This is a genomic window from Streptomyces sp. NPDC047028 (assembly GCF_040644095.1).
In the GTDB taxonomy this organism is placed as follows: domain Bacteria; phylum Actinomycetota; class Actinomycetes; order Streptomycetales; family Streptomycetaceae; genus Streptomyces.
The window spans coordinates 144920-168548 of the sequence record NZ_JBEYVS010000013.1 but is presented as its reverse complement, the minus strand read 5'-3'; the positions used below and the strand labels follow the sequence as shown (position 1 = coordinate 168548).

18 protein-coding genes and 1 pseudogene are annotated in these 23629 nt (G+C 72.9%); 11 read left to right on the top strand and 8 right to left on the bottom strand.

Translation table 11 applies throughout. From position 1 onward, the window contains the following. Nucleotides 1-150: 150 nt before the first annotated feature. The 5 genes from ABZ854_RS14740 to ABZ854_RS14720 all read right to left on the bottom strand — a co-directional run bounded on the left by ABZ854_RS14740 (nucleotide 151) and on the right by ABZ854_RS14720 (nucleotide 6649). Nucleotides 151-3255, bottom strand: a complete 3105-nt coding sequence (locus ABZ854_RS14740; RefSeq protein ID WP_361209602.1) for an efflux RND transporter permease subunit — start codon at nucleotides 3253-3255, stop codon at nucleotides 151-153. A gap of 229 nt (nucleotides 3256-3484) precedes the next feature. Then, nucleotides 3485-4165, bottom strand: coding sequence for a response regulator transcription factor (locus tag ABZ854_RS14735; protein ID WP_361209599.1), 681 nt, complete (start codon nucleotides 4163-4165; stop codon nucleotides 3485-3487). Then, complete coding sequence (locus tag ABZ854_RS14730; RefSeq protein ID WP_361209596.1) at nucleotides 4162-5385, bottom strand: histidine kinase; 1224 nt, start codon at nucleotides 5383-5385, stop codon at nucleotides 4162-4164. Before ABZ854_RS14730 ends, ABZ854_RS14735 begins: the two co-directional genes overlap by 4 nt. A gap of 181 nt (nucleotides 5386-5566) precedes the next feature. Then, nucleotides 5567-5845 (bottom strand): hypothetical protein, encoded by a 279-nt coding sequence (locus ABZ854_RS14725; RefSeq protein ID WP_361209593.1) that lies wholly within the window; start codon nucleotides 5843-5845, stop codon nucleotides 5567-5569. Between the two features lie 33 nt (nucleotides 5846-5878). Then, nucleotides 5879-6649: a PspA/IM30 family protein gene (locus ABZ854_RS14720; protein WP_361209623.1), complete on the bottom strand. Its 771-nt coding sequence runs from the start codon at nucleotides 6647-6649 to the stop codon at nucleotides 5879-5881. Nucleotides 6650-6932: 283 nt separating this feature from the next. On the opposite strand from ABZ854_RS14720, the gene ABZ854_RS14715 reads away from it, so the two are divergent. From ABZ854_RS14715 to ABZ854_RS14705, 3 genes are all read left to right on the top strand, one after another. Then, the gene (locus tag ABZ854_RS14715; protein WP_361209590.1) at nucleotides 6933-7559 is read left to right on the top strand and encodes a DUF3043 domain-containing protein; all 627 of its coding nucleotides are present in this window, start codon (nucleotides 6933-6935) and stop codon (nucleotides 7557-7559) included. An 83-nt stretch (nucleotides 7560-7642) separates the two neighbouring features. Then, the gene (locus ABZ854_RS14710) at nucleotides 7643-8350 is read left to right on the top strand and encodes a class I SAM-dependent methyltransferase (RefSeq protein WP_361209587.1); all 708 of its coding nucleotides are present in this window, start codon (nucleotides 7643-7645) and stop codon (nucleotides 8348-8350) included. Between the two features lie 73 nt (nucleotides 8351-8423). Continuing rightward, complete coding sequence (locus ABZ854_RS14705; protein WP_361209584.1) at nucleotides 8424-9503, top strand: trypsin-like peptidase domain-containing protein; 1080 nt, start codon at nucleotides 8424-8426, stop codon at nucleotides 9501-9503. An 80-nt stretch (nucleotides 9504-9583) separates the two neighbouring features. Here ABZ854_RS14705 and ABZ854_RS14700 read toward each other — a convergent pair whose 3' ends face one another. Further along, the gene (locus tag ABZ854_RS14700) at nucleotides 9584-9799 is read right to left on the bottom strand and encodes a hypothetical protein (protein ID WP_361209581.1); all 216 of its coding nucleotides are present in this window, start codon (nucleotides 9797-9799) and stop codon (nucleotides 9584-9586) included. A gap of 77 nt (nucleotides 9800-9876) precedes the next feature. Between ABZ854_RS14700 and ABZ854_RS14695 the strand changes: the two genes are divergently transcribed. Next, nucleotides 9877-11079, top strand: a complete 1203-nt coding sequence (locus ABZ854_RS14695) for a bifunctional adenosylcobinamide kinase/adenosylcobinamide-phosphate guanylyltransferase (RefSeq protein WP_361209578.1) — start codon at nucleotides 9877-9879, stop codon at nucleotides 11077-11079. 303 nt (nucleotides 11080-11382) lie between these two features. Here ABZ854_RS14695 and ABZ854_RS14690 read toward each other — a convergent pair whose 3' ends face one another. Beyond that, nucleotides 11383-12372, bottom strand: coding sequence for a class I SAM-dependent methyltransferase (locus tag ABZ854_RS14690; RefSeq protein ID WP_361209575.1), 990 nt, complete (start codon nucleotides 12370-12372; stop codon nucleotides 11383-11385). Nucleotides 12373-12506: 134 nt separating this feature from the next. On the opposite strand from ABZ854_RS14690, the gene cobT reads away from it, so the two are divergent. The 3 genes and pseudogenes from cobT (at nucleotide 12507) to ABZ854_RS14675 (ending at nucleotide 16462) form a co-directional block, all read left to right on the top strand. Continuing rightward, complete coding sequence (gene cobT / locus ABZ854_RS14685) at nucleotides 12507-13616, top strand: nicotinate-nucleotide--dimethylbenzimidazole phosphoribosyltransferase (RefSeq protein WP_361209572.1); 1110 nt, start codon at nucleotides 12507-12509, stop codon at nucleotides 13614-13616. Between the two features lie 62 nt (nucleotides 13617-13678). After that, nucleotides 13679-15403, top strand: a pseudogene (locus ABZ854_RS14680) (phosphatidylglycerol lysyltransferase domain-containing protein); the annotation flags it as partial. A gap of 297 nt (nucleotides 15404-15700) precedes the next feature. Beyond that, on the top strand, nucleotides 15701-16462 hold the full coding sequence (locus tag ABZ854_RS14675) for a hypothetical protein (protein ID WP_361209569.1): 762 nt from the start codon (nucleotides 15701-15703) through the stop codon (nucleotides 16460-16462). Here the strand turns inward: ABZ854_RS14675 and ABZ854_RS14670 are convergent. Next, entirely contained in the window at nucleotides 16402-17166 is a 765-nt protein-coding gene (locus ABZ854_RS14670; RefSeq protein WP_361209566.1) for a hypothetical protein, read from the bottom strand. The genes ABZ854_RS14675 and ABZ854_RS14670 overlap by 61 nt on opposite strands. 61 nt (nucleotides 17167-17227) lie before the next feature. Between ABZ854_RS14670 and ABZ854_RS14665 the strand changes: the two genes are divergently transcribed. From ABZ854_RS14665 to sucB, 4 genes are all read left to right on the top strand, one after another. Continuing rightward, entirely contained in the window at nucleotides 17228-18022 is a 795-nt protein-coding gene (locus ABZ854_RS14665) for an adenosylcobinamide-GDP ribazoletransferase (RefSeq protein ID WP_361209563.1), read from the top strand. Nucleotides 18023-18377: 355 nt separating this feature from the next. Then, nucleotides 18378-19919: a leucyl aminopeptidase gene (locus tag ABZ854_RS14660; RefSeq protein ID WP_361209560.1), complete on the top strand. Its 1542-nt coding sequence runs from the start codon at nucleotides 18378-18380 to the stop codon at nucleotides 19917-19919. Between the two features lie 286 nt (nucleotides 19920-20205). Beyond that, entirely contained in the window at nucleotides 20206-21594 is a 1389-nt protein-coding gene (gene lpdA / locus ABZ854_RS14655; protein WP_361209557.1) for a dihydrolipoyl dehydrogenase, read from the top strand. Between the two features lie 64 nt (nucleotides 21595-21658). Then, nucleotides 21659-23440 (top strand): 2-oxoglutarate dehydrogenase, E2 component, dihydrolipoamide succinyltransferase, encoded by a 1782-nt coding sequence (sucB, locus tag ABZ854_RS14650; protein ID WP_361209554.1) that lies wholly within the window; start codon nucleotides 21659-21661, stop codon nucleotides 23438-23440. The last annotated feature ends 189 nt before the right edge of the window (nucleotides 23441-23629 follow it).

Sequence of the window (23629 nt, the reverse complement as noted above, 5' to 3'; positions counted from 1 at the left end):
GCCCCGTACCGCGGCATCACGCGGTACGGGGCTTCGGGCGGTTCACGGTTGCCGGGCCGGCGGCGGCCGTGCTCCGCTTCCTCACCGACCCGAAACGGGCGGGTGGGCGGGAAAATCGTCCGCCGCGGCGACCCGCACCCGCCCGCCGGGCTACACCCCCACGGGTTCCCGGGTGGAGGCCGCCTCCTTGGCGTCCCTCTTCGCCGCCCGCTTCTTCGCCCGCCGCTCCTTGCGGAGCTCCAGCATCGCGTAGAGCGTCGGGACGAGGAGCAGGGTCAGCAGGGTGGAGCTGATCAGACCGCCGATGACGACCACCGCCAGCGGCTGGGCGATGAAGCCGCCCTCGCCGGTGACGCCCAGGGCCATCGGGAGCAGCGCGAAGATCGTCGCGAGGGCCGTCATCAGGATCGGGCGGAGCCGGTGCCGGCCGCCCTCGACGACCGCCTCGACGACGCCGTAGCCCTGCGCGCGGTACTGGTTGATCAGGTCGATCAGCACGATCGCGTTGGTCACCACGATGCCGATCAGCATCAGCATGCCGATCATCGCCGGGACGCCCATCGGGGTGCCCGTGGCGCTCAGCAGGCCGATCGCTCCGGTCGCCGCGAACGGGATGGAGACCAGCAGGATCAGCGGCTGGGCCAGCGAGCGGAACGTCGCCACCAGCAGCATGAACACGATCGCGATCGCGGCCAGCATCGCCAGGCCCAGGTTCTTGAACGCGTCGTCCTGGTCGGAGCTGACCCCGCCGATCTGCGCGGTCGCACCCGCCGGCAGCTTCAGCGCCTTGATCTTCGACTGGAGCTTCGTGCTCACCGCGCCCGTGTTGTCCCCGGTCGGCCGGGCCGTGATGGTGGCCGCCCGCTGCCCGTCGATCCGGGTCAGGGAAACCGGGCCGGGCTCCAGCTTCACCGTGGCGATCTCCCCCAGTTTCACCGGCCCGAGGCGCAGCGCCTTCAGCTGGGCCAGCGTGGTCGCGGGCTTCGCGGACTTCACGACGACGTCGCGCTCGGTGTCGTCGAGGACGGCCTGCGCGGCCGTCGTACCGCGCACGGCCTGGGCGACCGCGAGCCCGAGCTTCTGGTCGTCGAAGCCGGCCGCGGCGGCCTTGGCGTTGGCCTTCACCGAGATCCGCGGCACGCTCTGCGCGAGGTCGCTGGTCACGTCGGTGACGTGGTCGAGTCCGGCGACGGCGGCGCGGACCTGCTCGGAGGCCGTGCGCAGCGCCGCCGGGTCGGACGCCTTCACCTGGACGCTCAGGTCCTGGCTGCCGAAGCCGTCACCGGCGGACACGGTGGTCGTACCGATGCCGTCGAGCTTCTTCAGCCCGTCCTCGATGTGCTTCTGCACATCGTCGTAGGACGCGGAGTCCTTCAGCATGACCTGGTACGACGCCTGGTTGGTGTCGGTGCCGCCGCCGAAGGCGGCCATGAATCCGGAGGAGCCGACGGTGACCTGGTAGTCCTTGACGCCCTCGGTCGAGGCCAGCAGCTTCTCCACCCGCTTGGCCTGCGCGTCGGTGGCCGCGAGGCTGGTGCCGGGCTTCAGCTTCTGCTTGACGGTGAGGACCTCCTGGTCGCCCTGGTCGAAGAAGTTGGTCTTCAGCAGGCCGGACATGCCGAACGTGCCGAAGAGCACGACGACGGCGATCAGCACACTGGTGATCCGGCGCCGGGTGGCGAACCGCAGGACGGGGACGTAGATCCGCTGGAGCCTGCTCCGCGCCTCCTTCTCCTCGGCCCGCCGACGGGCCTCGTCCGCGTCCTCGGGGGTGCCCTTGGGGGCGCGCAGGAACCAGTACGACAGGACCGGTACGACCGTCAGCGACACGAGCAGGGAGGCCAGCAGGGCGGCCGTCACCGTGATGCTGAACGAGCCGAACAGCGCGCCCACCATGCCGCCGACCAGGCCGATCGGCAGGAACACGGCGACCGTGGTGAGGGTGGAGGAGGTGACCGCGCCGGCCACCTCGCGAACGGCGCCCAGGATGGCCTCGCGGCGCTCCTCGCCGTAGCCGAGGTGCCGTTTGATGTTCTCCAGGACGACGATGGAGTCGTCGACGACCCGGCCGATGGCGATGGTGAGCGCGCCCAGCGTCAGCACGTTGAGCGACAGGTCGCCGATCCACAGCACGATCAGCGCGAGGACCACCGACAGCGGGATCGACACGGCGGTGACCAGCGTGGAGCGGATCGAGGCCAGGAAGACCAGGATGACGAGGACCGCGAAGAGCAGGCCCAGCGCGCCCTCGGTGGTCAGGCCCTTGATGGACTTGGACACGGCCGGGCCCTGATCGCTGACGACGGTGAGCTTCGCCCCTGCGCCGAGGTCCTTCCGCAGGTCGGGGAGCTTGTCGTTGACGGCCTTGGAGATGGAGACGGCGCTGCCGTCGTGGTCGGTGGTGACGCTGACGGCGAGGCTGGGCCGGCCGTCGGTGCGGGTGATGGAGTCGGCGGGGGCCGGCTGCTCCTTCACGGTGGCCACGGACCCGAGGCGTACGGGCTTCCCGCCGTCCTGTCCGGTGACCATCAGGTCGCGGATCTGCCCCAGCGAGGTGTAGCCGGCGCCGACCTGGACGGTGCGGTTCCTGCCGTCCTCGGCGAAGGAGCCGGCCGGGACGGTCGCGCCGCCCGCCTTGAGGGCCTCCCCGAGCGCGGCGGGGGACAGTCCGGCCCGCGCCAGCTTCGCGTTGTCGGGGGTGACGGTGACCTGGAGGTCCCGCACGCCGGTGACCTGGACGCGGCCGACGCCGTCGATGTTCTTCAGGGTCGGTACGACCGTCTTGTCGAGCTGGTCGGCGAGGGCCTGCTGGTCCTTGTCGGAGGTGACGGCGAGGACCACGGTCGGGATGTCGTCGGTGGACCCGGTGATGACCTGCGGGTCGACGCCGTCCGGGAGCTGGTTGCGGGCCCGGTTGACGGCCTGCTGGACGTCGGCGACGAGCTGCTTGCTGTCGTTGCCGTAGTCGAAGGACGCCATGATCACGGCGTTGCCCTCGCTGGCCGTGGAGGTGACGCCGGAGACGCCGTCGACGGCCTGGAGGTTGTCCTCGATCGGCTCGACGACCTGCTTCTCGACGACGTCGGGCGAGGCGCCCTGGTACGGCACGAGGACGGACACGACCGGGAGGTCGATGGTGGGCAGCAGCTGCTGCTTGATCTGGGGTATCGCGATCGCCCCGAAGACGAGCGCGATGATGGACACGAGCCCGATCAGGGCCCGTTGGGCGAGGCTGAACCTGGACAGCCAGGACATGGCGTTGGGGGTCTCTCTCCTGTGAGCGGCAGAAGCGGCGGGATCGACGGATCGGCGGAATCGACGGGATCGGCGGGATCGGCTGAATCGGGGGGGGGACACGGGACGCCGGGCGCGCAGGTGCGCGCCCACCCCACCACCCTGGGCCATGGCCGAGCGCTCACGCGTAGGCCCCAGGTCCATTTCCTTACCGGCGCCCTACTCCGCGCGCAGTACACGCGGGTGGAGATCAGTCCATCCGCGGACGGACCAGTCCCGACTCGTACGCGATGACGACGAGCTGCGCGCGGTCCCGGGCGCCCAGCTTGGCCATGGCCCGGTTGACGTGGGTCTTCACGGTGAGCGGGCTGACTTCGAGGCGTTCGGCGATCTCGTCGTTGGAGTGGCCGCCGGCGACCTGGACGAGGACCTCGCGCTCCCGTCCGGTGAGCGCGTCCAGCCGTTCTGCGCGGGCCGGGTCGGCGCCGTCGCCGTCGTCGCCTCGGGCGAGGAAGCGGGCGATCAGGCCCTTGGTGGCGGCCGGGGACAGCAGCGCCTCGCCGCCGGCGGCGACGCGGATGGCGCTGAGGAGTTCCTCCGGCTCGCTGCCCTTGCCGAGGAAGCCGGAGGCGCCCGCGCGCAGCGCCTGGACGACGTAGTCGTCGACCTCGAAGGTGGTCAGGATGACGACCCGGACATGTCCGAGGGCGGGGTCGGCGCTGATCAGCCGGGTGGCGGCGAGCCCGTCGGTGCCGGGCATCCGGATGTCCATCAGGACGACGTCGGCGCCCTGCTCCTGGGCGAGGCGGACCGCTTCGGCGCCGTCGGAGGCCTCCCCGACGACCTCCATGTCGGGCTCGGAGTCGACGAGCACGCGGAACGCGCTGCGCAGCAGTGCCTGGTCGTCGGCGAGCAGGACACGGATCGTCATGCGGTCTCCCCCGGGGCCGTCGTACGGGTCTCGACGGGCAGGATCGCATGGACGCGGTAGCCGCCGCCGTAGCGGGGGCCGGTGGTCAGGGTGCCGCGCAGGGCGGTGACCCGCTCGCGCATGCCGAGCAGCCCGTGGCCGCCGCCCGCGCCGGGTTCACCGTCCGCTCCCGGTCCGTCGTCCAGGACGGTGACCTCGATGTTCGGTCCTACGCGTACGACGCTGACCTCGGCCCTGGCGTTCGGGCCCGCGTGCTTCTGCGCGTTGGTCAGGGCTTCCTGGATGATCCGGTAGGCGGCCAGGTCGACGGCGGCGGGGAGGGCGGTGCCGTCGTCGGCGCGGGCCACCTGCACGGGCAGGCCGGCGCTGCGAAAGGTGCCGGCGAGGTCGTCGAGGCGGCTGAGGCCGGGGGCGGGTTCGGTGGGGGCCTCGGGGTCGCCGGACTGGCGGAGCAGGCCGACGGTGGCGCGCAGTTCGTTCAGCGCGGAGCGGCTGGCCTCGCGGACGTGGGCGAGGGCCTCCTTGGCCTGGTCGGGGCGCCTGTCCATGACGTGCGCGGCGACTCCGGCCTGCACGTTGACGAGGGCGATGTGGTGGGCGACGACGTCGTGCAGGTCGCGGGCGATGCGCAGCCGCTCCTCGGCGACGCGGCGGCGGGCCTCCTCCTCGCGGGTGCGTTCGGCGCGCTCCGCGCGCTCGCGGATGGCCCGCACGACGGCGCGGCGGCTGCGTACGGCGTCCCCGGCGGTGGCGCCGATACCGGTCCAGGCGAGGACGCCGAGGTTCTCCTGGGCGTACCAGGGCAGGCTGCCGCCGAGCATGGCGGCGCCCGTCAGCACGGTCATGGTGAGCAGGCCGACGCGGACGGTGGTGGTGCGGTCGGTGGCGGCGGCGACGGTGAACAGGGCGATGACGGCGGACATCGCCACGGGGGCGCGGGGGTCGGCGGTGACCAGTTCGGCGAGGGAGACGGCGCCGGTGACGGCGAGGACCGCCTTCGGGGCGCGACGCCGGAACACGAGGGCGGCTGCCCCGAGGAGCATGAGGAGGAGGCTGAGCGGCGCGGGCGTCCGGACGCCCCAGCTGATGCCCCGGCCGCCGCCGCCCGGCACGACGAACGAGCCGGCGACCATGCAGACGAGAACGCCTGCGGCGATGGCCGCGTCCAGGGCGAGGGGGTGAGCCCTGAGCCCACACCGCGCACGTTCGATTGTCCTCACGCCCACGAATGTACGGGCCCGCTCCGGCCGGCCGGGGGTGGGTCTCGCTCACCGGCGCCGGCGGGGTGCCGCTGCGCCCACCCGTGCCGCCCCTGGCGGTGCCCCGTAAGGGGCGCGGGGAGCTGCGCGACAAGCCACGACGCGCCCGCAGTCGCCGTACGACAGCAACTCCCCCGAGGCGTCAGCCCGGGATCAGGCCGTCGTCGCTCAGCATGTCGCGCACCTCGGCCAGAGTCGCGTCGGCGCCCGGGAGAATCAGATCCGACGGCTCCAGCGCATCGTCCGGCAGCGGAGCGCCCAGTCGCCGCACCGCGTCCAGGAGGGCACCCAGCGTCCGCCGAAAGCCCTCCCCGTCCCCCTTCTCCATCTCCTCGAGCAGTTCGTCGTCCAGCTTGTTCAGCTCGGGGAAGTGGGCGTCGTCCAGCGTCACCTGGCCCTCGCCCATGATCCGTACGATCACGTCGGCCTCCTCGGCTCCCGTCCCGGCGCCGGACTACTGCTTGTCGAAGCGCGGGGTGTCCTGCGGCTGCTGCTGGGACTGCCCCTGTCCGGTGCCGCCCTCGATCGCCTGCTGCTGCGAGGACGGGCCCCCGGCCAGCTCCGCCTTCATGCGCTGCAGCTCCAGCTCTACATCCGTACCACCGGAGAGCCGGTCCAGCTCGGCCGCGATGTCGTCCTTGGCCATGCCCGAGGGGTCGTCGAGCGCGCCGGAGGCGAGCAGCTCGTCGATGGCGCCGGCCCGCGCCTGGAGCTGCTGCGTCTTGTCCTCGGCCCGCTGGATCGCCAGCCCGACGTCGCCCATCTCCTCGGAGATGCCGGAGAACGCCTCGCCGATCCGGGTCTGCGCCTGGGCGGCGGTGTAGGTGGCCTTGATGGTCTCCTTCTTCGTGCGGAAGGCGTCCACCTTGGCCTGGAGCCGCTGGGCCGCGAGGGTGAGCTTCTCCTCCTCGCCCTGGAGGGTGGTGTGCTGCGTCTCCAGGTCGGTCACCTGCTGCTGGAGCGCGGCGCGGCGGGACAGCGCCTCGCGGGCCAGGTCCTCGCGGCCGAGCGCGAGCGCCTTGCGGCCCTGGTCCTCCAGCTTGGTGGACTGCTGCTGCAACTGGTTGAGCTGCAGTTCGAGACGCTTGCGGGAGGTCGCCACGTCGGCGACGCCCCGGCGCACCTTCTGCAGCAGCTCCAGCTGCTTCTGGTACGAGTAATCGAGGGTCTCGCGCGGGTCCTCGGCCCGGTCAAGGGCCTTGTTCGCCTTCGCGCGGAAGATCATCCCCATACGCTTCATGACACCGCTCATGGGCTTCGCGCGCCCCCTTCTGACGGACTCCAGCTCACAGATCCTGCGACAGAACCCACAGTACGGGCCCTGACTCCATTACCGCACTGTTCGGGGACGGATGCGCTCATCCCCAAGGACGACTGCGGACCGTTCCGCTCCGGCGCAGGGAGTAGGTGATCCCCCGTCGGCGTGCGGGTGAACCGTCCGCGACGCACCCTCTGTCCCTGTACAGACGTCCGGCGTTGCCGGATCGTTCCCCGGCGGGCTGTGGTCCATGCCGGTGCACCCCTTACCCTTGGTCTTTGTGTTCCGTAGCCGCGCCAAGGAAGAGAAGGCCCCCGCCGCCAAGGCGGGGCTGACCGACTCCAAGCAGACCCGTGACCCCCAGGCCCCGAAGGGCCGGCCGACCCCCAAGCGCAATGAGGCCCAGTCCCAGCGCCGCAGCGTCGCCAGCACTCCGACGAACCGCAAGGACGCCGCGAAGCGTCAGCGGGAGGATCGCCGCCAGGCGATGGACCGGCAGCGCAAGGCGCTCGCCGGCGGCGACGAGCGGTATCTGCCCGCCCGGGACAAGGGCCCGGTCCGCAGGTTCGCCCGTGCCTGGGTCGACTCCCGGTTCAACGTGGCGGAGTTCTTCCTGCCGCTGGCCGTGGTCATCCTGGTGCTGAGCGTGGTGCGGGTCCCGGCGATCCAGAGCATCGCGCTGCTGCTGTGGCTGATCGTGATCGTGCTGATCGTGCTGGACGCGGCGGTCAGCGGCTTCCGGCTGAAGAAGCGGCTGGCGGAGCGGTTCCCGGACGCGAACCGGCGGGGCGCGGTCGCCTACGCCCTGATGCGCTCCCTCCAGATGCGCCGGCTCCGGCTGCCGAAGCCGCAGGTCAAGCGCGGAGAGCGGCCCTGAGCACAGAGGCGTTCTACGGGGGCGCGGCCGCTTCCTGGCTGAGCAAGCTGGGCGGTCTGCGCGATGTCGTACGGCAGGAGCTGGTGGCCCGGCAGCTCGACGAGCAGCTGGCCGCGCGGTTCCCGGTCGGACAGCGGCTGCGGGTGCTCGACGTGGGCATGGGTCAGGGCACGCAGGCGCTGCGGCTGGCCCGGCTCGGGCACCAGGTGACGGGGGTCGAGCAGGACCCGACGATGATCGAGGCGGCCCGCGAGGCCCTGGCCGGGGAGCCGGTGGGCATCCGCGAGCGGGTCCGGCTGGTGCAGGGCGACGGGCGGGACACCGGCGTGCACTTCCTGCCGGGCGCCTTCGACGTGGTGCTGTGCCACGGCGTCCTGATGTACGTCGAGGAGCCCGACGCGATGGTGGCCGGGCTGGCCCGCATGCTGGCGCCGGGCGGTCTGCTGTCCCTGCTGGTCCGAAACGGGGACGCGCTGGCCATGCGGCCGGGGCTGTCCGGCGACTGGGCGGGCGCGCTGGCCGCGTTCGACACGACCGCGTACCGGAACCGGCTCGGTCTGGACGTCCGCGCCGACCGGCTGGCCACGCTCACCGCGACGCTCGCCGGGATCAACGCGCCGCTGCACGCCTGGTACGGCGTGCGGGTCTTCACGGACACGGCGGCGGACGGCGCCGAGGTCCCCGGGGAGCAGGAGCTGCGGGCGCTGCTCGCGGCCGAGGAGAAGGCCGGCCGCACCGACCCGTACCGCGGGGTGGCGGCGCTGCTGCACCTGTGCGGGGTGCGTGGCTGACCCCGGCCCTCGGCGGGCCTCGTTCGGGTGAAGCCGGGGAGCCGTCGGACCGGCCCGAGGTGAGACTCGGGACATGGACGCTTCCCCCGCCCGTGCTCTTCGGAGGGCCGCCTGCGTCACCGCGCTCGTGTGTGCCCTGGCCCTCCTCTCCGGCTGCTCGCGGTCCGGGCCCGCGCCCGCGTCGCGCGACGACGTCACGGCCACCCGGGCGGCGGCCGCGCCGATGGACGCGAGCGACCTGCAGAGCCAGTACGAGAAGGTGATCAAGGAGGTCCTGCCGTCGGTCGTGCAGATCCAGGCGAGCCAGGACCTCGGCTCCGGCGTGGTGTACGACGACAAGGGGCACATCGTCACCAACGCGCACGTGGTCGGCTCGGAGAAGACGTTCAAGGTGACCACGGCGAACAGCGAGACCGCGCTCACCGCGTCCCTGGTGTACTCCTACCCGGAGCAGGACCTCGCGGTGATCAAGCTGGACAAGGTGCCGGACGGGGTGAAGGCGGCGTCCTTCGGGAACACCGAGAAGGTCGCGGTCGGGCAGATCGTGCTGGCGATGGGTTCGCCGCTCGGGCTGTCGTCCAGCGTGACGCAGGGCATCGTCTCGGCAACCGGACGGACCGTCAGCGAGGGCAGCAGCGGCGGCGGAACGGGCGCCACCATCGCGAACATGGTGCAGACGTCGGCGGCCATCAACCCGGGTAACAGCGGTGGCGCCCTGGTCAATCTGGACGGGCAGGTCATCGGTATCCCGACGCTCGCGGCGACCGACCCCCAGCTGGGCGGCAGCGCGGCGCCGGGCATCGGGTTCGCGATCCCGGCGTCGATGGTGAAGACGGTCGCCGACCAGATCATCCAGAAGGGCAAGGTCGTCGACTCGGGGCGGGCCGCGCTCGACATCACGGCGCGGACGGTCGTCGACAGCGACTACCAGCCGGCCGGCGTCGCGGTGGTCACCGTCGAGCGGGGCGGGGCGGCCGACAAGGCGGGGCTGCGGGCCGGTGACATCATCACCAAGCTGGGTGACCAGACGATCACCACCATCACGTCCCTCTCCGAGGCCCTCGCGTCGGACCGGCCCGGCCAGCACACGAAGGTGACGTTCCTGCGCGACGGCCGCACGACGACGGCCGAGGTGACACTGGGTGAGCAGTGAGGCATGAGGCCGGGTGAGCGGTGACACCTGACGCCGGGTGAGCAGTGCTGCCCGCTCACCGCTCACCCGGCCCGGACGTGTTACGAGGCGTCTTCGGCGTGCAGGCTCATCGGGCCGTAGATCTCGCTGGTCTCCTCGAAGAGCCGCACCTGGTCCGCGCCGCCGTCCCGCAGTTCCTTCCAGTGCTCACCGATCCAGGACTCGGCGTCCCCCTGCGTGGTGAACTCCTCGGGCTGCACCGCGGGCTGGACCTCCGTCCCGTCGGCCTTCTCGAACCGCCACGTCCATGCCGCCATCTGGGCCTCCTTTGATCCAACTGCCGACCAGCCTAGCCGGATGCGCAAGACCTGCGAGGACGGGTGAAAATCGGGGCGTGGAACTGACTCTGCTCGGCACTGGTGCCCCCGCGGGACTGCCCCGCCCCGACTGTCCCTGCGCCGTCTGCGCGACCGCGCTCGGGCCGGCCGCGCGGGCGGCCACCGCCGTCCTCGTGGACGGGGCGCTGCTGCTCGACCTGACCCCGGGCGTGGCGTTCGCGGCCGCCCGCGCCGGGCACTCGCTGGGCGGGGTACGGCAGGTGCTGCTGTCGCACCCGCACGACGGCCCGGCGGTGGAGGTGCCGGCCGGGCTGCCGCAGCCCGGCCGGGTCCCGGACGGCCGGGAGTTGGCGCTGCTGACGGGGCATCGGGTGCGGGCGGTGGCGATGGACGCGGGCGGCACCGGGTACGCGGTGACCGGGCCGGACGGGCAGCGGCTGCTGTACCTGCCGCCGGGCGGCGCGCCCGCTGGACTCGAGGAGTCGCGGGCGGAGACGTACCAGATGGTCCTGGCGAACGTGGTGGGGCGGCCGGACGCGCTGGCCCGGCTGCGGGCGGTGGGCTCGGTCGGGCCGACCACGGACGTCGTCGCCGTCCACCTCGACCACGACGTGCCGTCCGGCGGTGAGTCGGTGCGGCGGCTCGCGGCGGCGGGGGCGCGTGCGGTGCCCGACGGTACGACGCTGGTGGTGGGCGCGTACGAGAACGTACCGGACGTTCCGCGCCGGACCCTGGTGCTGGGCGGGGCGCGTTCGGGCAAGTCGGTGGAGGCCGAGCGGCGGCTGGAGTCCTTCCCCGATGTGCTGTACGTGGCGACCGGTGGCACGCGGAGCGGGGACGGCGAGTGGGCGGTGCGGGTGGCCGCGCACCGGGAGCGGCGACCGGGGTCGTGGCGTACGGCGGAGACGACGGACCTGGTGCCGCTGCTGGCCGAGGAGGGGCCGCCGGTGCTGATCGACTGCCTGTCACTGTGGCTGACGGACGCGATGGACGCGGTGGGGGCGTGGGACGACGCGGAGTGGGCGGGCGGCGGCGAGAAGGCGCTGCGCGAGCGGGTGGCCGAGCTGGCGGCGGCGGTGCGGTCCGCTCGGCGGACGGTGGTGGCCGTGTCCAACGAGGTCGGGTCCGGGATCGTCCCGGCGACGGCCTCCGGACGGCGCTACCGCGACGAACTGGGGCGCCTGAACACGGCGTTCGCCGCCGAGTGCGAGCAGGTCCTCCTGGTGATCGCCGGCCAGGCGATGGTCCTGCGGGGCTGAGCAGCACGCTCCGCTGCGGCCGGCCGGGGCTGGGTCCGCTCACCGGCACCGGCAGGGTGCCGCTGCGCCCACCCGTGCCGCCCTGGGGGTCCCCCAGGCCCTTAAGGCACTGGGGGAGGCACGCATGCCCCGCAGCTGGGGGGGGGCGGCGCGCCCGCGCGTGGGGACGCGCCCCGAAGGGGCGCGGAGGACTGCGCGATCGGCCACGACGTGCCCGCGGCCGAACACGGCGCCGCTGGGCAGCGCCCCCTCAGGGGCGCGGGAAACCGCGCGACGAGCCACGGCGCGCCAGCAGGTTGCGAATTATCGGGGGTTCTTGCGGGCCACTACCCGGTACGCGTTGGAGAGGGGGGTGTGGCGGGCCAGGGGGGAGACCGCGCGGTCGAGGACGGAGGCTGCCGTGGCGAAGGGGGCCGCCGCCGCCCGAACGGCGAGGGGCGCGCCGGCCACGGCGAGGCTGACGGCCGCCGAGAGGTCGTAGGGGACGTGGGGAGCGGCCCGGTCGACGACCAGGACCCTGCACCCCAGGCACTCCAACTCCGCGCACAGGTTGGCCACCGGCAGCAGATGGAGGTGGCGCGGCTGCCCGTAAGGCAGCCACCGTCGGCCGAGCAGCGCGGCGAACCCGCTGCGGGGATCCGGCACTTCGACGACGAGATGCCCCCCGGGCCGCAGCACGGCCAGCGCCGCACGCAGTTCCGCGCGCGGGTCCGGCATGTGCTGGAGGTGGTGGAACATGCTCACCACGTCGTAGCGGCCCCGCAACCGCGTCGTCATGCCCGGCCCGGCCAGCCGCCCCACGTGCGCCTCCTCCACCCGCCCGGCCGCGCGGGCCTCCAGGACGCGCGGCGACGGATCGAGCCCGTCGAAGGAGGTGTAGACGAAGAACTCCCTCGCCGCCTCGGGGAAGTGGCCGTACCCGGTGCCCACGTCGAGCCAGCTCTCCGGCTCGGGCAGCTCCGACAGCTTGTGGGCGGTGGCCCGGTGCCGGCGCCGTACCGCGCGGGCGGACAGCACGCGGGCCGCGAAGTCCTCCAGGTGGCCCGCGTAGAAGTCGCCGTGGGGCAGGGCGAGCCCCTCCGTGACGAGCCGCGGGTTCTGGAAGACGTGCCCGCAGCCCCGGCACTCGTCCACGGTGAACGTGCCCGGCAGGTGTCCCGTCGGGTCGGTGGTGCGCAGCCGGGTGCGCAGGGTGCGCGCGCCGCACCAGGGGCAGTCCTCGCGGCGCGGCTCGTGGAACAGGTCGGTGGCGGAGCGCGACGCGGTGTCCGTGATGGGTGGCGAGGGTGGCATGGACGGCTCCCTGTACGACATTCTGCTGCAAACCGGAACGTATGGGATACCCCTCCCGGGTGCAACGACGTCGGGACGGCGTGGTGGCGACGGGACGCGGAAAGCGTTCGTTCGCTGCCGGTACTGTTCGGCGAATGAGCAGGATTGATCTCGACGACTTCTCCGATCTCATCGAGCGCCCCGACGGTGCCGTACGCCGTGACGCCGAGGCCCGCCGGGAGCGCCGGATCGTGCCGCCCGGGGCCCTCGGCCGGCTCGACGAACTGGGCGAGTGGCTGTCCGCGGCGCAGGGCGCCGTGCCGGTACGGCCGTTGGAACGGCCGCGCGTGGTGCTCTTCGCCGGCGACCACGGCATCGCCGAGCTGGGCGTCTCCGCCCGTCCCGCGGGCGGTGCCGCGGAGCTGGTGCGGGCGGTGCTGGAGGGCGGCAGCCCGGTGGCGGTGCTGGCCCGGCGCCTGGATGTTCCCGTGCGCGTCGTCGACATGGCCGTGGACTGCGACCCGGACGCGTTCCCCGCGGACGTCGTACGGCACCGGGTGCGCCGCGGCAGCGGCCGTATCGACGTCGAGGACGCGCTGACGGCGGACGAGGCCGACGCGGCGTTCCGGGCCGGTATGGCCGTCGCCGACGAGGAGGCCGACTCGGGGACGGATCTCGTGGTTCTCGGCGATGTCAGCGTGGGCGGGACGACGGCGGCGTCGGTGCTGGTCGCGGCCCTGTGCGGGACCGACGCCTCGGTGGTGACCGGGCGGGGCGGGCTCGCGATCGACGACCTGGTCTGGATGCGCAAGTGCGCGGCGATCCGGGACGCGCTGCGGCGGGCCCGGCCGGTCCTCGGGGACCAGTTGCAGTTGCTGGCGACGGTCGGCGGGGCGGACCTGGCGGCGATGACCGGGTTCCTGCTGCAGTGCGCGGTGCGGAAGCTCCCGGTGATCCTCGACGGGGTGGTGGCGGCCGCGTGCGCGCTGGTCGGGCAGCGGGCCGCCTTCCGGGCGCCGGACTGGTGGCTGGCGGGGCACGACAGCGGGGAGCCCGGGCAGGCGAAGGCGCTGGACCGGATGGCCCTGGAGCCGCTGCTGGCCCAGGGTGTGCGGGTCGGCGAGGGCGTGGGCGCGCTGCTGGCCCTGCCGCTGGTGCGCAGTGCGGCGGCACTGGCCGCGGAGCTGCCGGAGCGGCCAGAAGTCGACACGGCACCGGAAGGCGACACGGCACCGGAAGGCGAGAAGGCGGCGGAAGCGGAGTGACGCGGGCTACGCGGGTCTGAAAAGAGCCGTTCGCCGGTACGGCACCCATATGATCCTCCCCTATGGGAGATGCCCGAATTGCGGTGGAACAGCGGGGCGAGCCGGAGCGGGCCGGTGGGGGTGGGGCCTCTCGTCGGGCCGCCGCCCTCGCCGTCTGGTACTTGCGTGCCGTCGCGTTCGTCAACTTCCTGAGCGCGGTGTGGGTGTCGCTCGGCCAGGACGTGCGCCGGCACAACCAGGAGAACTTCTTCACCCCCTACCTGCTGACCGCGGGCTTCGCCTCCGGTGTGTTCACCGCGTTCCTGGCGATCACCATGCGCCGCCGCAAGCGGGCCGCGTGGATCCTGAACCTCGTGCTGAGCGGGCTGTTCCTCGCGCTGTTCGCGTTCGCCATGGCGTTCCCGGAGATCCGCCAGTACACACAGAACTGGATCTCCCTGGCGCTGACGGCGGGCTTCGTGGCCGCGCTGGTCGCCGGCCGGAAGGAGTTCTACGCCAAGGGCGACCGCTCCAACCCCCGGCTCGCGGCGACCGTCGCCCTCGGCGGCGGGCTGCTCTGCTCGCTGCTGGCCGGCCTGCTGGTGACGGCGACCAACCAGGCGGCGGACGCGGCCCGTTCGACGTTCCCGGAGCGCTGGCACTACGGCACGCTGCGGCTGGTGTCGGTGGCCGCCGAGGAGTCCCGCTTCCCCGGCATCGACCCGCCGAACTGGGCCAACGTGACGATCAACGTCCTCAGCACGGCCCTCGTCCTCGCCGTCCTCTACGCCGCGTTCCGCTCCCGCCGTGCCGTCGACCCGCTCACCGAGGACGACGAGAAGCGGCTGCGCGAGCTGCTGGAGCGGCACGGGGAGCGGGACTCGCTCGGGTACTTCTCGCTGCGCCGCGAGAAGAGCGTGGTGTGGTCGCCGACCGGGAAGGCGGCCGTCGCCTACCGCGTCGTCGGCGGGGTCAGCCTCGCCTCCGGCGACCCGCTGGGCGACCCGGAGGCGTGGCCCGGGGCGATCGCGCCGTGGCTGGCCCAGGCACGGGCGCACGGCTGGATCCCGGCGGTGATGGGGGCCGGCGAGGAGGCCGGGACGGTCTACGCGCGGCACGGCCTGGACGCTCTGGAACTCGGTGACGAGGCGCTCGTTGAGGTCGCCGAGTTCACCCTGGAGGGGCGGGCGATGCGCACGGTCCGGCAGGCCTACAACCGGGTGCGGCGGGCCGGCTACCAGGTGCGGATCCGGCGCCACGAGGACATCCCGGCGGACGAGACGGCGTATCTGATCGAGCGCGCGGACGACTGGCGGGACGGGGCCACCGAACGCGGGTTCAGCATGGCGCTCGGCCGGCTCGGGGACCCCGAGGACGGCCGGTGCGTGATGCTGGAGTGCACGGACGCCGAGGGCCGGCTGCGCGCGCTGCTCTCGTTCGTGCCGTGGGGGCCGCACGGGCTGTCCCTGGACCTGATGCGGCGGGACCGGGACTCCGACAACGGGCTGATGGAGTTCATGGTCATCGAACTCCTGCGGCGGGCCGGGGAGATCGGGATCACTCAGGTGTCACTCAACTTCGCCATGTTCCGATCGGTCTTCGAACGCGGTGCGCGCCTCGGTGCCGGCCCGGTGCTGAGGCTGTGGCGGTCGCTGCTCAGCTTCTTCTCCCGGTGGTGGCAGATCGAGTCGCTGTACCGCGCCAACGCCAAGTACCGGCCCATCTGGGAACCCCGGTTCCTGCTCTTCGAGAAGAGCGCGGACCTGCTGCGCATCGGCCTCGCGTCGGCGCGGGCCGAAGGGTTCCTGGGGGGCCTGTCGCCGGATTCCCGCCGTCCGCCCGGAGGGCGGGCCCCGCGGCGTCTGGTGCGTGCGATCGCAAGGCGCCGGAGTGCCTTCGTGGCGGAGCCACGTGGGCGTTTCGGCAACGCCGCGAGCGTGCGTGCCAGACGCCGCGGGGCTGGGGGCACCTCCCGGCCGGAGGCTGGGGGAGGGAATCCGGCGGCAGGCCCAGCGGCGCCGGGGCTGCCGAAGTGGGTGCATCGGCGGCACTTGGACACGCATCGATGAGGGAATACCGGGTGATCACCGGATGAGGACCGTTTGATGGGGACGCACGTCGGCCCGCTCGCCCGCTGGGCCCGTGCCGAGTGGGGGCTGCTGTACGTCAGCGTGCGCGAGCCGCTGCTGAAGCGGCGGCTGCGGGCGGTCCCGATGACGGTCGGCGCGGTGTGCCTGACGGCGCTCCTGCAGTACGTGCAGAACCAGCCGTGGGGTTTTCGTCTCGTGCAGGACGTGGGTGCCGTACGGGCGCAGGACCCGCTGTGGCAGGCCCTGTTGCGCACACCCCTGTCGCTGTTCGTTCCGGCGCTGGACCTGCCGGTGTGGGGCGCGCTGGCGCAGATCCTGCTGGTGTTCGGCATCGCCGAGGTGTGCCTGGGCTGGTGGCGGACGATGGGCATCGCGTACGTCGCGACGCTCGCCGGGACGCTGTACGCGCGCGTGGGCATCGCCCTCGGCCCGCACGCCCCGTTCGGGCTGCCCGCTTCGGACGCGCAGGTCGTGGACACCGGCCCGTCGGCGGCCGTGGTGGGGCTCGCGGTGTTCGTGTGCTGGCGCTACGGCGCCTACGTCACGGCGAGCGCGGTGGCCCTGGCGATGGTGGTCGAGGTGCTGGTCAAGGAGAACCTGGCGGGCAAGGAGCACCTGGCCGCGCTCATCGCCGTAGGGCTGCTCTGCCTGGTGACCGCGGCGCGCCCCTGGTACGGGATCCGGCGCCGGTACGGGATCCGGTCGTGGCGGCGGCGTCACCGGCGGTCGGGGAGGCGGGCCGGGCGCGGGTCGGGCTTGCCGCCGATCCAGTCCTGAACGGCGCGGCTGGGCCCGGACCAGCGGCGGTCGTGGCGGTAGGCGCGCAGGGCTGCCTTGGCGCGGGCGCGGGGGCGGCGGCCGTAGCACCGGCGGGCCCAGGCCGATCCGGGCCGGGCCAGGCGGATCGCGCCGACGATCGCGACGAGCGGCACGATGACGCCGACCACCGCGATGCGTGTCTTGCCCTTGCTCAGGGCGATCAGCGAGAACAGGAAGTTCAGGGCGACGCTGAAGATGGCGGAGCCCCGGTCGGTGAGTTCCTGCTGGCTGAGGTCGTTGACGCCGAACGGCGAGAAGCCGGCGAGCAGGAGGCCGACGAGGGCAGCGGTGAGGACGACGACCTCGACGCTCTTGCGGCCGTCCTCGGTCCAGTAGACGTCGTCGAGGTGCAGGATCAGGGCGAACTCGTCCAGGACCAGGCCGGCGCCCATGCCGAACACGACGGCGGCGACGGCCCCGCCGGCCCCGTGCCGGTCGCTGGCGACCGCGCCGAAACCGCCGATGATGGTGAGGAGGATGCCGGGGACGACGTGGTGAATGTGCAGCCCGCCCGCCTTGACGTTGCCGAACGGCCCCTTGCCGGCCCGGATCAGCCGGGTGATGAGGCGGGTGACGAAGAAGGTGAGGACGAAGGCGGCGAGGGCGAGCAGCAGCGGGAGCTTGCCCGGCTCGATGATGTTCCGTACCCACCAATGCCCCATATGCGAACTTTAGTCGCAGCCGGACGGTGGGGCTCCGTCAACCGGCCGGTACCCTGCGCCGGTGACCGAGACCCCCGTGACCGCGTCGTTCGACGGCCCCCGCTTCGCCTTCGGCACGCTCACCGCGCTGCCCGTCCGGGTGCACCGCTGGGACCGGGAGGCCGCGCGCGGCGGCATGCTGAACGCCCCGCTGGTCGGGCTGGTCGTCGGGGGCTGCGCGGCCGGGCTCGGACTGCTGCTGCTCCTGCTGGGCGCGGGCCCCTGGCTGGCCGCGGTCGCCACCGCCGCCGTGCCGGCCGCCCTCACCCGGGGTCTGCACCTGGACGGGCTCGCGGACACGGCGGACGGGCTGGGCAGCGGCAAACCGGCCGAGGACGCGCTGCGGATCATGAAGCAGTCGGACATCGGGCCGTTCGGTGTCCTCACCCTGGTCTTCGTGCTGCTCGGTCAGGTCGCCGCGCTGGCCCGGGGGTACGACGACTCGTGGGCGCGGGGTGCGCTGGCCGCCCTAGTCTCGGCGACGGCGGCCCGGCTCGCGCTGACCCTGGCGGCCCGCACCGGGATACCGGCCGCGCGCCCGGAGGGACTGGGCGCGGCGGTCGCCGGGGTGGTGCCGAGGAGGTGGGCCTGGACCGTGGCGGCCGTGGTGGTCGCGGCGGCGGCCGCGGCGGGGGGCGCGCTGTTCGGCGGCTACACGGCGGTGCGGACCGCTGTCGCGGTGATCATCGCGCTCGCCTCGGCCGAGCTGTTGCTGCGGCATTGCACGCGACGGTTCGGCGGGGTGACCGGGGATGTGTTCGGAGGTCTCGCGGAGACGGCGGCGACCGCGGCGCTGGTGGTGCTGGCGCTGGGGTGAGGCGCGGACGCCGGCGAGGTCGGGGGGCTGTCGAGTGCGTCTGCGGGTGCGTCGTGGTTGATCGCGCCCACGCGGCGGAGCCGCACATCAAGCCCAGCCCCGCGCCCCTTTGGGGGCGCGCTGTCGGCGGCCGGGATCATGAGACCGGGACCTTCCGGGGGACCTCGGGGTTGGTACCCGGAGGGACGAGTGCGGGGGCGTACGCGCGTAGGCTCGGGGCGGGTGTTCGCCGGCAGGGTGAAGGCCCCGGTTGCCACCCACCCCATGGCCTGGACCTAGGGTCGGCTCTCGGGCCCGGTCGACCCACCCCCATTCGGCCACAGCAACTTCACATCGGAAGCGAGAATTCACCACCGTGACTGCTCTGACTCTCAGCACCGCCGCGGCGGCCGGCCTGCGGGCCGACGCGATCGTGATCGGTGTCGCCAAGGGCACTGCATCCAGGTCCGCGGGACTCGTCGTCGCGCCCGGCGCCGAGGCCGTGGACGCGGCGTACGACGGCAAGCTGGCCGGCGTTCTGGAGACCCTCGGCGCCTCGGGTGCCGAGGGCGAACTGACGAAACTCCCCTCCCCGGCCGGCTTCAAGGCCCCGCTCGTGGTGGCGGTGGGCCTGGGTGACGAGCCCGGGAAGGACGACGCCTACGACCCGGAGGCCCTGCGCAGGGCGGCCGGCGTGGCCGCGCGGGTCCTCACCGGGTCGAAGAAGGCCGCGTTCGCGCTGCCGGTCGACGGCCCCGGTGCCATCGGCGCGATCGGCGAGGGCGTGCTGCTGGGCGCGTACTCCTACGACGCGCAGCGGGAGAACGGCGCGAAGAACGGCAGGGCGAAGAACGGCAAGGCCCCCCTCGGCGAGGCCGCGCTGCTGGGCGGCAAGCCGCGGGACGCGGCCCACAAGGGCGCCCTGGCCCGCGCGGTCACCGTCTCCGAGGAGCTGAACCGCTCCCGCGACCTGATCAACATGCCGCCCAACGACCTCACCCCCGAGGCGTTCGCCGCGATCACGCAGGCCGCGGCCAAGGAGCACGGCTTCAAGGTCCAGGTGCTCGACGACAAGGCCCTGGTCAAGGGCGGCTACGGCGGCATCATGGGTGTCGGCGGCGGCTCCGCGGCCACCCCGCGCCTGGTCAAGCTGTCGTACAAGCACCCGAAGGCCGACAAGCACCTGGCGCTCGTCGGCAAGGGCATCACCTACGACTCGGGCGGCATCTCCCTGAAGCCGGCCGGTCACAACGAGACGATGAAGTGCGACATGGCCGGCGCCGCCGCCGTGTTCGCCGCGGTCGTCTCCGCCGCCCGGCTCGGCCTGGAGGTCAACGTCACCGGCTGGCTGGCGCTGGCCGAGAACATGCCGTCGGGCTCCGCCGTGCGCCCCGGTGACGTGCTGCGCATGTACAGCGGCAAGACGGTGGAGGTGCTCAACACCGACGCCGAGGGCCGACTGGTGCTGGCCGACGCGCTGTGGGCGGCCTCGCAGGAGAACCCGGACGCGATCGTGGACGTGGCCACGCTGACCGGCGCGATGGTGCTGGCGCTGGGCACGCGGACGTTCGGGATCATGGGCAACGACGAGGCGTTCCGCGCGGCGGTGCACGAGGCCGCGGAAGAGGTCGGCGAGCCGGCGTGGCAGATGCCGCTCCCGGAGCACCTGCGCAAGGCCGGGGAGTCCCAGGTGGCCGACCTCTCGAACATGGGCGAGCGGATGGGCGGCGGCCTGTTCGCCGGGCTCTTCCTCCGCGAGTTCGTGGGCGAGGGCATCACCTGGGCGCACCTGGACATCGCGGGTCCCGCCTTCAACGAGGGCGGTCCCTTCGGGTACACGCCCAAGGGCGGCACCGGCTCCGCCGTGCGCACGCTGGTGCGGCTCGCCGAGCTGACCGCCGAAGGCGAGCTCGGCTAGCCGCCTGAGAGACCTGTGCTGTCCGTAGTCCGGCGGCCACGGGGGCGTGGGGGCTGGTCGCGCAGTCCCCCGCGCCCCTTCGGGGGCGCTGTCCTTCGCGGCGCTGGTCGCTACGTGGGGTGTCTCACACTCCAGCCCCGCGTCTCGTACGGGTCGAACAAGTGCAAAGATGGAGCCCGGCAGGACAGGGCCCCCACCAAAGGGCCGAAGCATCAAGCGGCCGGACACCAGCCGCCCGCCGGTCACAGGAGACCGGCGTGAGGCGCACATGCATGGAGGACGTGACGTGGCGAACGACGCCAGCACCGTTTTCGACCTAGTGATCCTCGGCGGTGGTAGCGGTGGTTACGCCGCGGCCCTGCGCGGGGCGCAGCTGGGCCTGGACGTCGCCCTGATCGAGAAGGACAAGGTCGGCGGCACCTGCCTGCACCGGGGTTGCATCCCCACCAAGGCCCTGCTGCACGCGGGCGAGATCGCCGACCAGGCCCGCGAGAGCGAGCAGTTCGGCGTGAAGGCCACCTTCGAGGGCATCGACGTCGCGGGCGTCCACAAGTACAAGGACGAGGTGATCTCCGGCCTGTACAAGGGTCTGCAGGGTCTCATCGCGTCCCGCAAGGTGACGTACATCGAGGGTGAGGGCCGGCTGTCCTCCCCCACCTCCGTCGACGTGAACGGCCAGCGGATCCAGGGGCGCCATGTGCTCCTCGCCACCGGTTCCGTACCGAAGTCGCTGCCGGGCCTGGACATCGACGGCAACCGGATCATCTCCTCGGACCACGCCCTCGTCCTGGACCGCGTGCCGAAGTCCGCGATCATCCTGGGCGGCGGCGTCATCGGCGTCGAGTTCGCCTCGGCGTGGAAGTCCTTCGGCGCCGACGTCACGATCGTCGAGGGCCTGAAGCACCTGGTCCCGGTCGAGGACGAGAACAGCTCCAAGCTGCTGGAGCGCGCGTTCCGCAAGCGGGGCATCAAGTTCAACCTGGGCACCTTCTTCCAGAAGGCGGAGTACACCCAGGACGGCGTGAAGGTCACCCTGGCGGACGGCAAGGAGTTCGAGGCCGAGGTCCTGCTCGTCGCCATCGGCCGCGGCCCGGTCTCGCAGGGCCTGGGCTACGAGGAGGCCGGGGTCGCCATGGACCGCGGCTACGTCCTCGTCGACGAGTACATGCGGACCAACGTGCCGACGATCTCGGCCGTCGGCGACCTGGTCCCCACGCTCCAGCTCGCGCACGTCGGCTTCGCCGAGGGCATCCTGGTGGCGGAGCGTCTGGCCGGTCTGAAGACGGTTCCGATCGACTACGACGGTGTCCCGCGGGTGACGTACTGCCACCCGGAGGTCGCCTCCGTCGGCATCTCCGAGGCCAAGGCCAAGGAGATCTACGGCGCGGACAAGGTCGTCGCTCTGAAGTACAACCTGGCGGGCAACGGAAAGAGCAAGATCCTCAAGACCGCGGGCGAGATCAAGCTCGTCCAGGTCAAGGACGGTGCCGTGGTCGGCGTCCACATGGTCGGCGACCGCATGGGTGAGCAGGTCGGCGAGGCCCAGCTGGTCTACAACTGGGAGGCGCTGCCGTCCGAGGTGGCCCAGCTCATCCACGCCCACCCGACGCAGAACGAGGCGCTCGGCGAGGCTCACCTGGCTCTGGCCGGGAAGCCGCTGCACGCCCACGACTGACGCCCTCGGTCCATCGGGCGCGACGACACAGACTTTCCGCAATTCGTTAGGAGCAACCGAAACCATGGCGGTTTCCGTAACCCTTCCGGCGCTCGGTGAGAGCGTCACCGAGGGCACAGTGACCCGCTGGCTGAAGGCCGAGGGTGAGCGCGTCGAGGCCGACGAGCCGCTGCTCGAGGTGTCGACCGACAAGGTCGACACCGAGATCCCCTCGCCCGCCGCCGGTGTGCTGGCCTCCATCAAGGTCGCCGAGGACGAGACGGTCGAGGTCGGCGCCGAGCTGGCCCTGATCGACGACGGTTCCGGCGCCCCCGCGGCCGCGCCCGCCCCGGCCGCCGCCGAGGCCCCGGCCGCCGAGCCCGCTCCGGCCGCCCAGGCCGCCCCCTCCGCCGAGCAGGCCGCCCCGGCCCCGGCTCCCACCGCCGAGGCCGCCGCCGGCGCCGGCTCCGCCGAGGGCACGGACGTGGTCCTGCCCGCGCTCGGCGAGTCCGTCACCGAGGGCACCGTCACCCGCTGGCTGAAGTCGGTGGGCGACTCCGTCGAGGCCGACGAGCCGCTGCTCGAGGTCTCCACGGACAAGGTCGACACCGAGATCCCGGCGCCCACCTCGGGCACGCTGCTGGAGATCGTGGTCGGCGAGGACGAGACCGCCGAGGTCGGCGCCAAGCTCGCCGTCATCGGTGCCGCCGGTGCCGCCCCGGCCGCCGCTCCGGCCCCGGCGCCCGCCGCCGAGGCCCCGGCCGCCCCCGCGGCTCCGGCCCAGCCCGCCCCGGCTGCCCCGGCTCCGGCCGCCGCCGCCCCGGCCGCGCCCGCCGCCGCTCCGGCTCCGGCCCAGCCCGCGGCTCCGGCGCCCGCCCCGGCTCCGGTCACCCCGGCCCCGGCCCCGGCCGCCCCCGCCGCGCCCGCCGCCCAGGCCACGGACGAGGGCGCCTACGTCACCCCGCTGGTGCGCAAGCTCGCCGCCGAGAACGGCGTCGACCTGTCCACCGTCAAGGGCACCGGCGTCGGCGGCCGTATCCGCAAGCAGGACGTCATCGCCGCCGCCGAGGCCGCGAAGGCCGCCACGCCGGCCACGGCCGCCGCCGCGCCCGCCGCGAAGAAGGCCCCCAGCCTGGAGGCCTCTCCGCTGCGCGGCCAGACCGTCAAGATGCCGCGCATCCGCAAGGTCATCGGCGACAACATGGTCAAGGCGCTGCACGAGCAGGCGCAGCTGTCGTCGGTCGTCGAGGTCGACGTCACCCGCCTGATGCGGCTGCGCGCCCAGGCCAAGGACTCCTTCGCCGCGCGCGAGGGCGTCAAGCTCTCCCCGATGCCGTTCTTCGTGAAGGCCGCGGCCCAGGCGCTGAAGGCCCACCCGGTCATCAACGCCAAGATCAACGAGGCCGAGGGCACGATCACCTACTTCGAGTCCGAGAACGTCGGAATCGCGGTGGACTCCGAGAAGGGCCTGATGACCCCGGTCATCAAGCGTGCGGGCGACCTCAACATCGCCGGCATCGCCAAGGCCACGGCGGAGCTGGCCGGCAAGGTCCGCGGCAACAAGATCACCCCGGACGAGCTGTCCGGCGCGACCTTCACCATCTCCAACACCGGTTCGCGCGGCGCACTGTTCGACACGATCATCGTGCCGCCGGGCCAGGTCGCGATCCTCGGCATCGGTGCCACGGTCAAGCGCCCGGCGGTCATCGAGACCGAGGAGGGCACGGTCATCGGCGTCCGCGACATGACCTACCTGACCCTCTCCTACGACCACCGCCTGGTCGACGGCGCCGACGCGGCCCGTTACCTGACGGCGGTCAAGGCGATCCTGGAAGCAGGCGAGTTCGAGGTCGAGCTCGGTCTCTGATTTCCTGATCAGGTGCTACGACGCCCCGTCCGGAGCCATCCGGACGGGGCGTCGCCGTTTCAGCCCGGGCAACCACAACGCCCTGAGGGGCGCGGGGAACTGCGCGACAAGCCACGACGCACCCGCAGCCGCCCCACGACGGAACCTCCCGAGTCCCCACGCGCCCCAAACCCCGTGTGCAACTGATCT

Excerpts from the sequence above, each read along its gene's own strand:
- ABZ854_RS14720 (WP_361209623.1), bottom strand. The coding sequence starts at position 6,649 with ATGATCTTCCGCGCGAAGGCGAACAAGGCCCTTGACCGGGCCGAGGAC.
- ABZ854_RS14705 (WP_361209584.1), top strand. The coding sequence starts at position 8,424 with ATGGACGCTTCCCCCGCCCGTGCTCTTCGGAGGGCCGCCTGCGTCACC.
- ABZ854_RS14675 (WP_361209569.1), top strand. The coding sequence starts at position 15,701 with ATGGGGACGCACGTCGGCCCGCTCGCCCGCTGGGCCCGTGCCGAGTGG.
- cobT (WP_361209572.1), top strand. The coding sequence starts at position 12,507 with ATGAGCAGGATTGATCTCGACGACTTCTCCGATCTCATCGAGCGCCCC.
- ABZ854_RS14735 (WP_361209599.1), bottom strand. The coding sequence starts at position 4,165 with ATGACGATCCGTGTCCTGCTCGCCGACGACCAGGCACTGCTGCGCAGC.
- ABZ854_RS14690 (WP_361209575.1), bottom strand. The coding sequence starts at position 12,372 with ATGCCACCCTCGCCACCCATCACGGACACCGCGTCGCGCTCCGCCACC.
- ABZ854_RS14715 (WP_361209590.1), top strand. The coding sequence starts at position 6,933 with ATGCCGGTGCACCCCTTACCCTTGGTCTTTGTGTTCCGTAGCCGCGCC.
- ABZ854_RS14740 (WP_361209602.1), bottom strand. The coding sequence starts at position 3,255 with ATGTCCTGGCTGTCCAGGTTCAGCCTCGCCCAACGGGCCCTGATCGGG.
- sucB (WP_361209554.1), top strand. The coding sequence starts at position 21,659 with ATGGCGGTTTCCGTAACCCTTCCGGCGCTCGGTGAGAGCGTCACCGAG.
- ABZ854_RS14670 (WP_361209566.1), bottom strand. The coding sequence starts at position 17,166 with ATGGGGCATTGGTGGGTACGGAACATCATCGAGCCGGGCAAGCTCCCG.
- ABZ854_RS14700 (WP_361209581.1), bottom strand. The coding sequence starts at position 9,799 with ATGGCGGCATGGACGTGGCGGTTCGAGAAGGCCGACGGGACGGAGGTC.